11 protein-coding genes and 8 tRNA genes are annotated in these 15,038 nt (G+C 45.3%); 1 reads left to right on the plus strand and 18 read right to left on the minus strand.

Annotated elements, in window-relative coordinates; translation table 11 throughout:
- Nucleotides 1-37: 37 nt before the first annotated feature.
- The 13 genes from L5M28_RS18630 to recA all read right to left on the minus strand — a co-directional run bounded on the left by L5M28_RS18630 (nt 38) and on the right by recA (nt 7,363).
- Nucleotides 38-114 (minus strand) — tRNA-Arg (locus tag L5M28_RS18630).
- A gap of 101 nt (nt 115-215) precedes the next feature.
- Nucleotides 216-307 (minus strand) — tRNA-Ser (locus L5M28_RS18635).
- A gap of 45 nt (nt 308-352) precedes the next feature.
- Nucleotides 353-429: transfer RNA gene (locus L5M28_RS18640), tRNA-Arg, on the minus strand.
- Nucleotides 430-478: 49 nt separating this feature from the next.
- Nucleotides 479-555: transfer RNA gene (locus L5M28_RS18645), tRNA-Arg, on the minus strand.
- Between the two features lie 49 nt (nt 556-604).
- Nucleotides 605-681 (minus strand) — tRNA-Arg (locus L5M28_RS18650).
- An 86-nt stretch (nt 682-767) separates the two neighbouring features.
- Nucleotides 768-844 (minus strand) — tRNA-Arg (locus L5M28_RS18655).
- Nucleotides 845-888: 44 nt separating this feature from the next.
- Nucleotides 889-965, minus strand: a tRNA-Arg gene (locus tag L5M28_RS18660).
- A 22-nt stretch (nt 966-987) separates the two neighbouring features.
- Nucleotides 988-1,079, minus strand: a tRNA-Ser gene (locus L5M28_RS18665).
- A gap of 205 nt (nt 1,080-1,284) precedes the next feature.
- On the minus strand, nt 1,285-1,482 hold the full coding sequence (csrA, locus tag L5M28_RS18670) for a carbon storage regulator CsrA (RefSeq protein ID WP_006082602.1): 198 nt from the start codon (nt 1,480-1,482) through the stop codon (nt 1,285-1,287).
- Between the two features lie 118 nt (nt 1,483-1,600).
- Nucleotides 1,601-2,857, minus strand: a complete 1,257-nt coding sequence (locus L5M28_RS18675) for an aspartate kinase (protein ID WP_006082603.1) — start codon at nt 2,855-2,857, stop codon at nt 1,601-1,603.
- A gap of 9 nt (nt 2,858-2,866) precedes the next feature.
- Nucleotides 2,867-5,491 (minus strand): alanine--tRNA ligase, encoded by a 2,625-nt coding sequence (gene alaS / locus L5M28_RS18680; protein ID WP_263204158.1) that lies wholly within the window; start codon nt 5,489-5,491, stop codon nt 2,867-2,869.
- Between the two features lie 316 nt (nt 5,492-5,807).
- On the minus strand, nt 5,808-6,278 hold the full coding sequence (locus L5M28_RS18685) for a regulatory protein RecX (RefSeq protein ID WP_372833087.1): 471 nt from the start codon (nt 6,276-6,278) through the stop codon (nt 5,808-5,810).
- 17 nt (nt 6,279-6,295) lie between these two features.
- Nucleotides 6,296-7,363 (minus strand): recombinase RecA, encoded by a 1,068-nt coding sequence (recA, locus tag L5M28_RS18690; protein ID WP_263181228.1) that lies wholly within the window; start codon nt 7,361-7,363, stop codon nt 6,296-6,298.
- Between the two features lie 402 nt (nt 7,364-7,765).
- Between recA and mutS the strand changes: the two genes are divergently transcribed.
- Nucleotides 7,766-10,336: a DNA mismatch repair protein MutS gene (gene mutS / locus L5M28_RS18695; RefSeq protein WP_263204159.1), complete on the plus strand. Its 2,571-nt coding sequence runs from the start codon at nt 7,766-7,768 to the stop codon at nt 10,334-10,336.
- Nucleotides 10,337-10,468: 132 nt separating this feature from the next.
- Here the strand turns inward: mutS and rpoS are convergent, their stop codons facing one another.
- The 5 genes from rpoS to truD form a co-directional block, all read right to left on the minus strand.
- Nucleotides 10,469-11,449, minus strand: a complete 981-nt coding sequence (rpoS, locus tag L5M28_RS18700; RefSeq protein ID WP_028761361.1) for an RNA polymerase sigma factor RpoS — start codon at nt 11,447-11,449, stop codon at nt 10,469-10,471.
- Nucleotides 11,450-11,529: 80 nt separating this feature from the next.
- A complete protein-coding gene (locus L5M28_RS18705; RefSeq protein ID WP_219251260.1) occupies nt 11,530-12,426 on the minus strand; it encodes a peptidoglycan DD-metalloendopeptidase family protein in 897 nt (298 codons plus the stop codon).
- 100 nt (nt 12,427-12,526) lie between these two features.
- Nucleotides 12,527-13,162: a protein-L-isoaspartate(D-aspartate) O-methyltransferase gene (locus tag L5M28_RS18710; RefSeq protein ID WP_028761363.1), complete on the minus strand. Its 636-nt coding sequence runs from the start codon at nt 13,160-13,162 to the stop codon at nt 12,527-12,529.
- A complete protein-coding gene (gene surE, locus L5M28_RS18715; protein ID WP_105251808.1) occupies nt 13,159-13,908 on the minus strand; it encodes a 5'/3'-nucleotidase SurE in 750 nt (249 codons plus the stop codon). The genes L5M28_RS18710 and surE overlap by 4 nt, the downstream gene beginning before the upstream one ends.
- Entirely contained in the window at nt 13,905-15,020 is a 1,116-nt protein-coding gene (truD, locus tag L5M28_RS18720; protein ID WP_263204160.1) for a tRNA pseudouridine(13) synthase TruD, read from the minus strand. Before truD ends, surE begins: the two co-directional genes overlap by 4 nt.
- Nucleotides 15,021-15,038: the final 18 nt, after the last annotated feature.

A 15,038-nucleotide genomic window follows, 5' to 3' on the forward strand; every position in this document is an offset into this window, starting at 1 on the left:
AAAAAAGCCCTGCAGTTGCTTGCAGGGCTTATCTATATGGTGCGCGTGGAAGGAGTCGAACCTCCGACCGCCTGGTTCGTAGCCAGGTACTCTATCCAGCTGAGCTACACGCGCAAACTCGTTTTTGTACTTCTAAGATCCAATCAAGATTGAGTCTAGGATGAGCACTTTTATCTCGCAACTTTATTCTATTCCCCTCGACTAAGAGAATAGAATGGCGGAGAAGGAGGGATTCGAACCCTCGATGGGAGTTAAAGCCCATACTCCCTTAGCAGGGGAGCGCCTTCGGCCACTCGGCCACCTCTCCGCGTTTAACGCTTTAAATCAACAAGACGTATCTTGTTAACTATATTGGTGCGCGTGGAAGGAGTCGAACCTCCGACCGCCTGGTTCGTAGCCAGGTACTCTATCCAGCTGAGCTACACGCGCATGTTAAACGGTAAAACACTAATACGACCTAAATCATATTAATTTAAATTGGTGCGCGTGGAAGGAGTCGAACCTCCGACCGCCTGGTTCGTAGCCAGGTACTCTATCCAGCTGAGCTACACGCGCATGTCAAACGGTAAAACATTAATATGATTTAAATCATATTAATCTAAATTGGTGCGCGTGGAAGGAGTCGAACCTCCGACCGCCTGGTTCGTAGCCAGGTACTCTATCCAGCTGAGCTACACGCGCATTTTAACTCTTTGCTATAAGCAATTATCTACAAAATTTCTTATGAAATTCAAAACTGATGAGTTAAAGATTAACTAATGCAGAGATGGTGCGCGTGGAAGGAGTCGAACCTCCGACCGCCTGGTTCGTAGCCAGGTACTCTATCCAGCTGAGCTACACGCGCGACTTGTATCTGAATTTACTTTTACATCAAACACTAATAAAAAATGGTGCGCGTGGAAGGAGTCGAACCTCCGACCGCCTGGTTCGTAGCCAGGTACTCTATCCAGCTGAGCTACACGCGCACTGTTTTCTATCTTTAAGAAATGGCGGAGAAGGAGGGATTCGAACCCTCGATGGGAGTTAAAGCCCATACTCCCTTAGCAGGGGAGCGCCTTCGGCCACTCGGCCACCTCTCCGTTTTCTTGGCGCACATATTACTGTTTGACGAAAATAAGTCAAACCCTTTTTCCGAAACAGATTCCATTTGAACTGTTTTTAATCACATTGCTGTTATATCAAGCCAATGTATTGATTTACGCCAATCTTTCGGTCTAAAAAATAAAAAAGCCAGTTAAAAAACTGACTCTTCTGTTGCCGTAGTACGCTTGCTAAAACAAGGTACTAAAAGTTACCACCTTCCGATGGTGTACCTGATTTTTCAGATTGAATGCGTTGGTAGATTTCTTCGCGATGAACAGAAACCTCTTTTGGTGCATTCACACCAATACGCACTTGATTGCCTTTTACCCCTAGCACTGTAACTGTGACTTCATCACCAATCATCAGTGTTTCGCCAACACGACGAGTCAAAATCAGCATTCGATAGCTCCTTTATTTCTTAATTCAGCTTACACACGGCACTCATCCGGTAGATGGGCTTATTATAAGGTCAGCTTAGTACAAATTAATAGTATTCAATACTCAAACGGTTATTTAATTACACCTTATTTAGCTCGAAAGCGTGATGTAACGCCCGAACCGCCTTGTGTAAGTCCCTTTCATCGATAACGGTTGATAATTTACTCTCTGACGTCGTGAGTAACTTAGCATGAATAGTTTCATTACCCAAGACTTCTAACATCTTAGTCAATAATCCCATTTTTGCCTGTAAACCTTTGCCAACTAAAGATACTTTTGCACGTTGACGTTCGATAATCAATGGCCCGAGTGCGAGGCTTTCACTTAAGCCTTCGAGCTCATTAAGTAGAGTATCGACCTTAGCCTCAGCGAGCATAAAACTGACGCGACCCGAAGGATCATCCTCATGGATCCTCAATGGAGAAATAAATTCCACATCGATTTCCAATCGAGTTAAGCAGCCTAACAACGCTTGATAGCGTTCACTGGTGGTAAACAGCCCTTCAATCGTCAGCGTTGCCAGTGCCTTATTAATCGCGATACCTTGCACTAACGAGGCAATCGTTAATTCCGACTCGTCGCCAAACTGGATTAACGTCCCCTGCCCAGCTTCAAAGCTCGACAATACTCGCAGCGGTACGCGAAAACGCTCGGCGTATTCAACAGAATCGGGATGCAATACTTTAGCGCCAAGCTTTGCCATTTCGAGCATCACATCAAACCCAATCACATCGAGGCGACGTGCACTGCTATCAATATTCGGATCTGTGGTAAATACCCCTGCCACATCGGTAAAAATCTGGCATTCATCGGCTTCTAACGCTGCCGCTAAGGCTACTGCTGTGGTATCTGAACCACCGCGTCCTAAGGTGGTCACTTCGCCTTGAGGATCGATGCCCTGAAACCCTGCAACGATCGGCACAACACCATCGGCAAGCAAAGACTGCAAATATTCAGTATCAACTCGCTCAATGCTAGCGCGGCCAAATTGACTATTTGTATGAATTTGCACTTGATCGCCCGTAAGGGATTTCGCTTTTATGCCGCGACGTTGTAGCGCCATCGACATCAAAGCAATACTCACTTGCTCACCCGTTGACACTAACATGTCTAATTCGCGCGCCGAGGCGCGCGGATTAATTTGTGCTGCAAGTGCAAACAGGCGATTCGTCTCACCCGCCATCGCGGATAAGACTAAAACTTGCTGCTCACCATTGTGAGCTGACTTTGTAATCTGCTCAGCGACCGCTTCGATACGTTCAATAGAACCCACCGAAGTACCGCCGAACTTTTTCACAAAAAGCTTGCTACCACTAAGCTTTCGTTTTTGGGGCACAGCAACCTCTTAAGCTAGACGCTCAGTAATCCAAGGTAATACTTGAGCCAATGCCGCATCCAGATTTTCTGGCTGGCTACCGCCCGCTTGAGCCATATCAGGACGACCACCGCCTTTACCGCCCACTTGTGCAGCGACCATAGCGACGAGCTCACCCGCTTTGACTTTACCGATCAGATCGTTACTCACACCCGCGATCAGGTTAACTTTCCCTTCCTGCGCTGTACCAAGCACGATAATGGCCGATTTCAATTTCTGTTTTAATTCATCTTGCAAGCCACGTAATGAACTTGCCTCAACGCCGTCTAATTTTTTGATCAATACGTTAACGCCATTAACTACAACGGCATCGCCCACTAAGTCTGCACTCGCTGCGGCCGCGAGCTTATCTTTCAACTGCGCCATTTCTTTTTCGAGTTGCTTCATTTTGTCGAGCTGCGCTTTTAACTTAGCCACTACTGAGTTGGCATCGCCTTTCAATAAGGCAGCGGCTTCTTCCAGTTCAGCTTGTTGCTGCGCCACATAAGCCATAGCAGCAGCGCCAGTCACGGCTTCGATACGACGTACACCCGCTGCAATACCCGCTTCAGAGGTGATTTTGAATAAGCCGATATCGCCAGTGCGACCCACATGTGTACCGCCACATAATTCGATAGAGAAATCGCCCATAGTCACAACACGCACTTGTGAATCATATTTCTCACCAAAGAGTGCCATAGCGCCTTTCTCTTTAGCTTCATCTATGCCCATTTCAGCGGTTTTAAGTTCATGGTTACGACGAATTTGAGTGTTAACTAATTCTTCAACTTCTTTTAATTCAGCAGCTTTTACGCCTTCAAAATGGGAGAAGTCAAAACGTAAACGCTCAGGATCAACCAAAGAACCTTTTTGCGAGACATGAGTACCGAGCACTTGACGCAGTGCGGCATGCAGTAAATGCGTAACAGAATGGTTTAACTGAGTACGGTGACGTAGTTTTTTGTCCACTTTCGCTTCAATAACTTGGCCAACGCTCAAGCTACCTGTAGCCAAAACACCTTGATGGCCCGTTGCTTGACCATACTTTTGCGTATCGTTTACCGTAAACTCAATACCATTCGCAACCAATTGGCCTTTATCGCCTACTTGACCGCCAGATTCAGCGTAGAAAGGTGTTACATCGAGCACGACAACGGCTTCATCACCCGCTTTGATCGCCGTCACTGACTCACCATTTTGATAAATCGCGGTGACCTTAGCTTGACCCGCTAATTCGGTGTAACCACTAAATGCAGTTTCAGCATCAATTTTCAGCGCAGCGTTATAATCTGCACCAAAGTTACCGGCAGCTTGTGCGCGGCTACGTTGCTCAGCCATGGCGACTTCGAAACCGGCTTCATCGACAATGATGTTGCGCTCACGGCAGACATCAGCGGTCAAATCCATTGGGAAGCCATAGGTGTCATACAGCTTAAATACGGTTTCGCCGTCTAAGGTGTCACCTTTCAACTCGTTTAAGGCCGTATCTAAAATACCTAAACCACGTTCAAGCGTACGGGCAAATTGCTCTTCTTCCGCTTTCAGTGCTTTTTCAACAATCGCTTGAGTCTCAGCTAACCCTTTTGCTGCATCGCCCATCACCGCAATCAAAGACGGAACCAGCTTGTAGAAGAAAGCTTCGGTCGCACCTAACTTGTTACCATGGCGAACTGCGCGACGAATAATACGGCGCAGCACATAACCGCGGCCTTCGTTCGACGGCATAACGCCATCGGCAATTAAAAATGCACATGAACGGATATGATCGGCAATGACTCGCAGCGACTTTTCAGATAAGTCACTAACACCAATGACCTCTGCGGCTTTAGCAATCAAAGTACGGAAAATATCGATTTCGTAGTTAGAATGTACGCCCTGCATAATCGCAGCAATACGCTCAATCCCCATGCCTGTATCAACCGAGGGCTTAGGCAAAGGTAACATTTCACCCAATGCTTGACGGTTGTACTGCATGAAAACGATGTTCCAGATTTCGATGAAACGATCACCATCTTCTTCAGGACTGCCAGGACGTCCGCCCCAAATATGATCACCATGATCATAAAAAATCTCAGTACATGGACCACAAGGACCGGTATCACCCATTTGCCAGAAGTTATCTGACGCAAAGGCAGCACCTTTATTGTCACCGATACGTATGATGTTCTCGGCAGCGACACCAATTTTTTTATTCCAGATTTCAAAGGCTTCATCATCTGTCTGATAAATAGTGACGCACAGACGTTCCTTCGGCAGCTTTAACGTTTCAGTTAAAAAAGTCCAACCCAAACGAATCGCTTCTTCTTTGAAATAATCTCCAAAACTGAAGTTACCTAGCATTTCGAAAAAGGTGTGATGACGTGCTGTGTAGCCAACGTTATCCAAATCGTTATGTTTACCACCGGCGCGTACACAACGTTGAGCAGTGGTCGCACGCGTATAATTGCGTTTGTCCATGCCAAGAAACACGTCCTTGAACTGATTCATGCCTGCATTGGTAAATAAAAGTGTGGGATCGTTGCCTGGCACTAATGAACTACTGTCCACAACTTGATGACCATTGCTGCGGAAAAATTCGAGGAAAGCGCTTCTGAGCTCTGCTGTAGTTTGATACATGAAATCATCCTGAATTGGGTAAGCATTACCAGCTACGCCTTAGGCTAGCCGTATTTCTATTTGCCCAGCATTATAAGCAGACTAAGGAAGGACGACCAGTCTTGATTGGTGATATACACATCAGGAATTTAATATTTTAGCGTGAATCGCCCACACCAGAGTCACTAGAAGCAAAACGACAAGATAAAGCACAAATAAAGACGGTGTAAGTTTATCGCGGCACGGACAATATTTAAGCAAGTGAGTCTAATGTGGAGTACGAAATGAACAAGACTCATTGATGATATTTAGATGAGCTTTTACCTTAGCTCCAAATTTAATAATTTTCATCGAGATCATTGGGATCTGAATCTAGTGCGTAAGTGATTTGATCGTAGCTAAAGCCTTGGCCCATTAAAAAACGCACTCGTTTGGCTTTTTCCTTCACGATGAGATCCCGAGCTTTAGAGCCCTTCACTTCTGTTACGCGAGGAACACCGTATTTTTTGGTGGCTTTATCTTTTGCTAGCTCAAACCAGTCACAATCACAATTAACCAAAGCGGCTTCAATACAGTCTTTAGATAAGCCTTTCTGTGCGATGGCTTGGCGGATGCGTATTGCACCGTGGCCTCGACTGATGTGGCTTCGCACCAACAGTTCGGCATAACGAGCATCATTAATAAAACCGGAGGATTCGCAAGCATCGAGTACAGGTTCGATATCGTTAATTTCGAAACCTTTTTCGAGCAATTTATCGCGGATTTGTAAACGGGAATAATCGCGGCGCGCTAACAGCGCGACCGCAATTTGATGGGCTGACTGACTCAGAATACTTCGCCTGTCTCTAAATCAATATTGTCCTCAGTACTATCATCAGCTTTGGCAGCCAAGGCACTCGGATTACTCAAAAGCAACTCACGTAGCGTCTTGTCAATTTCAGCAGCAATAGTTGGGTTTTCAGTCAGATATTTGCCAGCATTAGCACGACCTTGGCCGATTTTGTCACCTTTATAGCTGTACCAAGCGCCCGCTTTTTCAATCAACTTATGGGCTACACCTAAGTCTACTAACTCACCAGTACGGTTAATACCTTGGCCATAAAGGATTTGGAACTCAGCTTGCTTAAACGGCGCTGCAACCTTATTTTTCACCACTTTAACGCGAGTTTCGTTACCGACCACTTCATCGCCGTCTTTAATGGCACCAGTGCGGCGAATGTCTAGACGAACAGAAGCATAAAACTTCAGCGCGTTACCACCGGTTGTAGTTTCTGGGTTACCGAACATCACACCAATTTTCATCCGAATTTGGTTGATGAAGATAAGTAAGGTGTTAGATTGCTTTAAGTTACCCGCAAGTTTACGCATGGCTTGGCTCATCATACGCGCCGCTAGGCCCATGTGAGAATCACCAATTTCGCCTTCGATTTCAGCTTTAGGCGTTAATGCCGCCACTGAGTCGACTACGATAACGTCAACAGCGCCTGAACGAGTTAAAGCATCACAAATCTCAAGCGCTTGCTCGCCGGTATCCGGTTGTGAACACAGCAGGTTATCAATATCTACGCCCAATTTTTTAGCATAAATAGGGTCTAGTGCATGCTCTGCATCGATAAAGGCACAGGTTTTGCCTTCACGTTGCGCTGCCGCAATCACTTCTAAAGTCAGTGTTGTTTTACCTGATGATTCAGGACCATAGATCTCAACGATACGACCCATTGGCAAACCGCCAGCACCTAAAGCAACGTCCAGAGACAGAGAACCGGTAGAAATGGTCTCAACATCCATAGAGCGATCTTCGCCCAGCTTCATGATGGAGCCTTTACCAAATTGTTTCTCAATTTGGATCAATACCGCAGCAAGTGCTTTCTCTTTATTTGGATCGACCTTCATTCCTGTTCCCTCATCAAGACAAGCATTAAGCTGTCAAAAGTGATATTCAATTTACAAACGGGTAATTCAAAAAGCCGCGCTTTTTGTCTTAATTCTGCTGACTAGTATACTGTACAATCATACAGTATCAAGACCTGTGACTGAATTATTTTTAGCTGATAGGATTTTTAATATGACCAAGGTTTTAGCGAATATCAAATCAGATAATAGCTCCCTTTGATCAATATCCATCGTTAAGGGCTCAATTTTCGCTAAATTATTGCTAAGATTGGCGCAACAAATTTTGCGTGGTCTTTTTAGCTGAAAATTGTACAGCAGTCTTCCGCTTCCATAGCGCTTAATCACCCTTAACCACACAAACTGTATCGCCTTTAGGCAGTCACAACGGACGATAACGATTTAATGAATGTAATTGATACCGATGATTTAGAAAAACATACTCCTATGATGCGTCAGTACTTGACGATGAAAGCAGAACATCACGATATGTTGCTGTTTTATCGCATGGGTGACTTCTACGAGTTGTTTTATGACGATGCTAAACGCGCTTCTGAGCTATTAGGCATTTCACTCACTGCGCGCGGTAAAAGTGGTGGCGATCCTATTCCGATGGCGGGACTTCCTTACCATGCTGTGGAAGGCTATCTTGCAAAATTAGTTCAAATTGGTCAATCAGTTGCGATTTGCGAACAGATTGGCGATCCCGCGACATCTAAAGGGCCCGTAGAACGTAAAGTGGTGCGAATTGTCACACCAGGCACCTTAACCGACGAAGCGTTGCTACAAGAACGCCAAGACAATCTGTTAGCCGCGGTTTATCAAGGTAAAGTCGGTTTTGGTTATGCCACATTAGATGTTTCATCCGGACGTTTTGTGATTGCAGAGCTCGACACGCGAGAGTCATTAGAAGCGGAATTGCAACGCACTAATCCCGTTGAAATCCTCTACAGTGAAGACTTTGGCGAACTAGGTCTACTTAACGGTTTTAAAGGTAAACGTCGTCGCCCTGAATGGGAATTTGATTACGATACGAGTATCAAGTTACTACTGGCCCAGTTCGGCACTAAAGACTTACATGGTTTTGGTATCGCAGATGCACGTTTATCACTGCAAGCTGCGGGTTGCTTGATGCAATATGTCAAAGACACACAGCGCACGGCACTGCCCCATATCAATGCCATTATCCGCTTCAATCAAACCGATAGCATAGTGCTCGATGCAGCAACGCGCCGAAATTTAGAATTAACTCAAAACCTTGCCGGTGGCCGCGATAATACCTTAGCGGCAGTATTAGATAACACGGCAACGCCTATGGGCAGCCGTATGTTACAACGCTGGATCCATCAGCCTCTGCGAGATCCTAAACAAATCAAGGCGCGCCAACAGGCGGTGACTGAACTCCTCGATACCGCTGCCCACGAAAGTTTGCATGAGCAGTTAAAGGCACTTGGCGATATCGAACGTATCATGGCAAGACTCGCGCTGCGTACCGCTCGCCCAAGAGACTTTGCACGTTTACGTCAAGCACTGGGCTTATTGCCTGAATTACAACAGAGTTTAAGTACACTGAGCGCGCCGCACACGACTCAATTGCGTCAACACTTAGGTGAGTTCCCCACCGAGCAAGCCCTACTTGAGCGCGCGATAGTCGATAATCCTCCCATGCTTATCCGCGATGGCGGAGTGATCCGTGAAGGCTACAACAGCGAACTAGATGAATGGCGCGGCCTGAGCGAAGGAGCGAGTGATTACTTAGTACAACTTGAAGCCAGAGAAAAAGAACGTACTGGCATCAATACACTTAAAGTCGGCTATAACCGCGTACACGGCTATTACATCGAAGTGAGCCGTCTGCAATCCTCACAAGTACCGCTCAATTATCAACGACGCCAAACACTTAAGAATATGGAGCGTTATATCACGCCCGAACTTAAGGAATACGAAGAAAAAGTCCTCTCGAGCCAAGGTAAAGCGCTGGCACTCGAAAAGCAGTTATGGGAACAGTTATTCGATCTTATTCTGCCGAAATTACATGAATTACAGGCTTTTGCTAGAGCTGCGGCTGAGCTTGATGTACTGAGTAACTTTGCCGAGCGTGCCGAAACCTTGGGCTACACTTGTCCAGAGCTGAGCCAAGATATCGGCGTACAAATAGGCGCAGGTCGCCATCCAGTGGTGGAGCGTGTTAGCCAAACGCCGTTTATCGCTAACCCAGTAATCTTACATAATCAAAGACGTATGTTGATTGTGACTGGACCTAACATGGGCGGTAAATCAACCTATATGCGCCAAGTCGCCTTGATTACACTGATGGCCCATATTGGTTGTTTTGTTCCAGCAGATCGCGCCCTGATTGGCCCGATTGATCGCATCTTTACCCGTATTGGCGCATCAGACGATCTGGCCTCTGGCCGCTCAACCTTTATGGTAGAAATGACTGAAACTGCCAACATCCTGCACAATGCCACTGCCAGTAGTTTAGTGTTAATGGATGAAATCGGCCGTGGAACATCCACCTATGATGGTTTATCACTAGCTTGGTCGGCGGCGGAATATTTAGTCCAGCAAGTAGGGGCTATGACCCTATTCGCCACCCATTATTTTGAGCTAACTCAATTACCTGACTTAATGGCAGGTGTTTACAATGTGCACCTTGATGCCATAGAGCACGATGATACCATCGCCTTTATGCATGCAGTACAAGAAGGCGCCGCCAGTAAAAGCTACGGCTTACAAGTTGCGGCGCTTGCCGGCGTGCCAAACAAAGTGATTAAAGCAGCGAAACATAAATTGCAGCAATTGGAGAGTCGCGATCATCAACCAGAAGGAACGAGGACGCCCATTCAAAGCTTACTCGCTTTACCTGAACCGGTTGAAAATCCAGCTTTGACTAAATTAAGTAGCATTAATCCCGATAACTTAACGCCAAAACAAGCGCTTGATTTGCTCTATGAACTGAAACGCTTGAGCTAAACATCAGGTGATCTAAATAAAAGCCTAAAAATAACAACGCCCACTCTATAGTGGGCGTTTTACTTTATGACGTGATCTCACACTAAGTACATTTTCTGGATAGCTTCTCTGAAAGGCACCAGAAGACAGATTTTAGTTTCTAAATAGAGCTTCAACAGATAAACCTTGAGAACCCAATAAATCACGTAAGCGTTTTAATGCTTCCACTTGGATTTGACGAACACGTTCACGGGTTAAACCAATCTCAGCCCCCACATCTTCAAGCGTAGAAGGTTCATAACCTAACAAACCAAAACGACGGGCTAATACTTCTCTTTGTTTTGTGTTCAACTCGTTAAGCCATTTCACCACAGAGTTAGAGATGTCTTCATCTTGCACTTTATAGTCAGGGCCAACACTATCATCATCGGCCAATACATCTAATAATGCTTTCTCGTTATCGCCCCCCAAAGGCGTATCAACAGAGGTAATTTTTTCATTCAGCTTGAGCATGCGGCTCACATCAGAGCTAGAAACTTGCAGTTTTTCAGCAATTTCTTCCGCTGTAGGTTCATGATCCAGTTTTTGTGCTAATTCGCGGGCTGTGCGCAAGTATACGTTGAGTTCTTTAACAACATGAATCGGCAAACGAATAGTACGAGTTTGATTCATGATAGCGCGTTCAATCGTCTGTCTGATCCACCAAGTCGCATAGGTTGAAAAACGAAAACCTCTTTCTGGGTCGAACTTTTCTACGGCACGAATTAAACCTAAGTTACCCTCTTCGATAAGATCGAGCAGTGCTAAGCCGCGGTTATTGTAACGACGTGCAATTTTTACGACGAGACGTAAATTACTTTCGATCATGCGATTACGGGATTTTGCACAACCTTTTAAGGCCTTACGGGAAAAGTAAACTTCTTCTTCTGCGCTAAGCAGTGGGGAAAAACCAATCTCACCTAGATAAAGTTGAGTGGCATCAAGATTTTTTTGCAGGTCATCTTGGACCTGTTGTTCTATTCCTAGCTCTTGGACTAGATCGGTGGCAACTTCTTCTTTTTCAAGATCAAAGTCTACGGTTTCTACGGAAAAATCTACTAGTGCTTCTGCGGCAGTGCTATTTATGCGGCTCATGATCAAATCTCCCAAACCTAATTAAACTGCTGAATTAGTGCAATTTCCTATCCTCCATTTGCCAACAAGGCCCCAAACAATCATTGTTTAGGTAAATAAGTAAGTGGGTTTACAGACTGTCCATGGTAACGAATTTCAAAATGTAACATTACCCGATTGGCACCTGTATTGCCCATTTTTGCAACAGTCTGCCCTGCGAGGACATGTTGCTTTTCTTTGACTAAGATCTTGTCCGTATGAGCATAAGCACTAAGGTAATCGTCACTATGTTTAATAATCACTAAATTACCGTAACCCCTAAGAGCACTTCCTGCGTATACCACCCGCCCATCTGCAGCAGCTTTGATGATATCTCCCCGATTTCCCGCGATCTTAATACCTTTATTTCCCTGCTCATTGGCAGAATAAGTTCCGATTAACTTACCTCTTACTGGCCACTGCCACTGACTCACACTGGCTGGCAGTGTTGAGGTGGGTGGAACCATTAGTTGGTTAACGTTTTGTTGGGAACTTGTTACAAGGTACGCGGGCTTAGCTTTCTGATCAAGTGTTTTTTTCAGATCGTTACTTGACTTAGCATTAGACTGATAAACCTTATCATCTAATTGTTTTTTATCACTTTTACTTGAGTTAGCATCTGAATTACCCGTTATATTTCCATCTAAAGTCGTAGATTTTGATTGGTTACTAGATTTAGCATTAGTTAAATATAAAATCTGTCCAGGGTAAATTGTATAAGGGTTATCTAATTGATTAAGTTTAGCTATTTCAGAAAAGTCTTTCCCTGCCCCCCAAGAAATAGAGTAGAGAGTGTCACCTTTTTTAACTTTATATGAATTCGATTTAATGTGGCCTTTGCTATTTTTAGAGTAGCTATGGGAAATATTTTCGACGGGTGCGGGTCTGCTGGCCTGAAAGCTACAGCCTACAAGCAGAAATATAAAGCAAAGGTTTAAGAGTAAACCCGCATTCAACAATAAAAACTCCTTGGTAAGGTTGTATTACTGTTTATGATGAAAAAATGACGCCTTCTGTGCAAAACAAGCACTTCGCTTAACACAGTAGCACAACACAAGGTTAAGCTAACTCTCCATTAATTAAAGGTACAAATTTAACCGTTTCAATGGTTTCAGAACTAAAGCGGTCAGCAGTGCGCGTAATACGCATCAATTGCTGAGTATCCTCTCCCACAGGTAAGACTAACACCCCTCCATCAGCCAACTGAGACAGTAAAGCTTCTGGTATAGTCGCCGCCGCCGCAGTTACCATAATGGCATCGAACGGACTACGATTAGCCCATCCCAACCAACCATCGCCATATTTAAACGACACATTATGCAAATCTAATCGTTTTAAACGCTGTCTTGCTTGAATTTGTAGACCTTTGATCCGTTCGATAGTACAAAGCTGAGGCACCAATTGAGCCAAAATGGCTGCCTGATAGCCCGATCCAGTCCCCACTTCTAACACTCGCTGTGGCATCTTGTGCAGTAAGAGTTCGCTCATACGGGCAACGATATAAGGCTGCGAAATAGTTTGCCCTTGTCCAATTGGCAAAGCCGTATTTTCATAGGCTTTATGGGCTAGCGCATTATCGAGAAACATTTCTCGCGGCGTATGCGATATCGCCTTTAACACGGCTTGATTACGGATCCCCGCATCTTGAAGCTTTTTAGCTAAATTCACCGCCGATGTTAAGGCAACTCGAGTCATATTTTATCTACCCAATTTTGCAATGCCGTTAGTTGTCCGTAGGCGGTTAAGTCAACCGTTAAGGGCGTAATTGAAACATAGCCATTGGCGATAGCATGAAAATCAGTGCCCTCTGTGGCATCCTGCTCTTGTCCCGGTGGACCAAGCCAGAAGATTTCACGTCCGGCAGGATCTTGCGTTCGCACTATGCCTTCGGCCTTATGACGAGCGCCGAGGCGAGTCACTTTGATGCCTTTAATTTGATCAAGTGGCAAGTCAGGCACATTCACATTTAAGATCTGATCTTTTGCCAAAGGCTGGGCCAACAAACCTTGAACTATCCGCCGAGCATAAACAGCAGCCGATTGATAATGTTCGAATTTACGGCCATTAAGCGAAATCGCTATTGCAGGAAAACCTAAAAAGCGTCCTTCCATCGCGGCGGCAACCGTCCCCGAATATAAGGTGTCATCGCCCATATTTGCCCCCGCATTGATGCCAGACACCACCATATCAGGTTCGCCATCACATAATTCTCGGATAGCCAAATGGACGCAATCTGTCGGTGTACCGTGAACGGAAATATAGCCATTATCTAACCTATTAATTCTTAATGGATTAGTCAAGGTTAATGAGTTGCTCGCACCAGAGCAATTTCGATCCGGCCCCACAGTCAGCACTGTCGCAATTTCAGCCAAAGCCTCAGATAAGGCTTTGATACCTGGAGCATTAATCCCATCGTCATTGCTAACAAGGATACGGATCATGACTCTGCTTCAGTCTTAACAGTATCAGTGTTAGCCACTACGTTAGCGTTAATTACCTCAGGCGCAGGCTCCTGCACCAATGTCGCTTGCCATTGCTGCTCTTTAACATCTTGATAATTAACCAACTCTCTCAATAACGATGTTGCAAAACTGCCCGCAGGCAACACAAACTCCAGCACTAAGCCATCGGCGGTTTGTTCGTATTTAAGGCCTTGGGGCTCAAGCAATAACGGACGGCGTTCTTGCTCTAATCCGGCGTGCTCTAAACCATAGCAATCGTCAGCTAACTCACTCATGGCTAAGGTTTCCACCGCAGCAGCTTCACCTTGGGGTAGCATCATGCCGCGCCCCCACAATGGTGCAGAGAGTTGAATGTCTTTTTCAATCAGACGCTTCAATACGATAAGATCCCATTCAGGCGTCACGAAGAAGCTTTTGCTGCCCGCTAACATCACACAATCACCCGCCAAAGGCTTAGTGCCATGGTTGGCTAAACGGTACGACACTACAGTGTTAAACAGATTTGAGCGCACGGCAGACAAATATATGCTGCGCTTATTTCTGTCTTTCACTTTTTTACCCGCCATCATTTGGCGACCAAACACTAAGTTTTTGCCATCGTGACCAAAGCGCTGCTCACCAAAGTAATTGGGCACGCCCACTTGAGCGACCTTTTCGATACGACTGATAATGTCTTCCACTTGGGTGACATTTCTCAGGGTAAGAATAAAGCGGTTACCGACTAAGGCACCAATTCGCAGTTTCTTGCTGTGGCGGCTGCTCGACAATATAGTCAAACGCTCGCTATTGAGCTCCTTCCAAGCAGGCGTTTCTTTACCAGGAATACGCACACCGAACCACTGTTCTGTGATGGCATTTTTATCTTTTTGCCCAGCATAGGTCACTTCCTTTGGATGCACCTTAGCAAACTTAGCGATCATTTCCGCGACTTGTACTGTATTTAGCCCTTCTTTGCGTACATGCAGCATATGATGTTCACCTTCACCCGTCGGGCTAAAAGGCAAAATCTCTTTCACGATAAAATCGCTATTTTGGGTTCTTAGATCTGCTGTACCTAAAGGCTTACCATACAGATAATGTAATTCGCTCATGGGACTTTTTTACTCTTA

The sequence above is a fragment of the Shewanella sp. SW32 genome (genome assembly GCF_025653365.1).
In the GTDB taxonomy this organism is placed as follows: Bacteria; Pseudomonadota; Gammaproteobacteria; order Enterobacterales; family Shewanellaceae; genus Shewanella; species Shewanella oncorhynchi.

Bases quoted from the DNA above. Each gene is read 5' to 3' on its own strand.
- csrA (WP_006082602.1), bottom strand. From the start codon at position 1,482: ATGCTGATTTTGACTCGTCGTGTTGGCGAAACACTGATGATTGGTGAT.
- alaS (WP_263204158.1), bottom strand. From the start codon at position 5,491: ATGTATCAAACTACAGCAGAGCTCAGAAGCGCTTTCCTCGAATTTTTC.
- recA (WP_263181228.1), bottom strand. From the start codon at position 7,363: ATGAAGGTCGATCCAAATAAAGAGAAAGCACTTGCTGCGGTATTGATC.
- mutS (WP_263204159.1), top strand. From the start codon at position 7,766: ATGAATGTAATTGATACCGATGATTTAGAAAAACATACTCCTATGATG.
- rpoS (WP_028761361.1), bottom strand. From the start codon at position 11,449: ATGAGCCGCATAAATAGCACTGCCGCAGAAGCACTAGTAGATTTTTCC.
- L5M28_RS18710 (WP_028761363.1), bottom strand. From the start codon at position 13,162: ATGACTCGAGTTGCCTTAACATCGGCGGTGAATTTAGCTAAAAAGCTT.
- surE (WP_105251808.1), bottom strand. From the start codon at position 13,908: ATGATCCGTATCCTTGTTAGCAATGACGATGGGATTAATGCTCCAGGT.
- truD (WP_263204160.1), bottom strand. From the start codon at position 15,020: ATGAGCGAATTACATTATCTGTATGGTAAGCCTTTAGGTACAGCAGAT.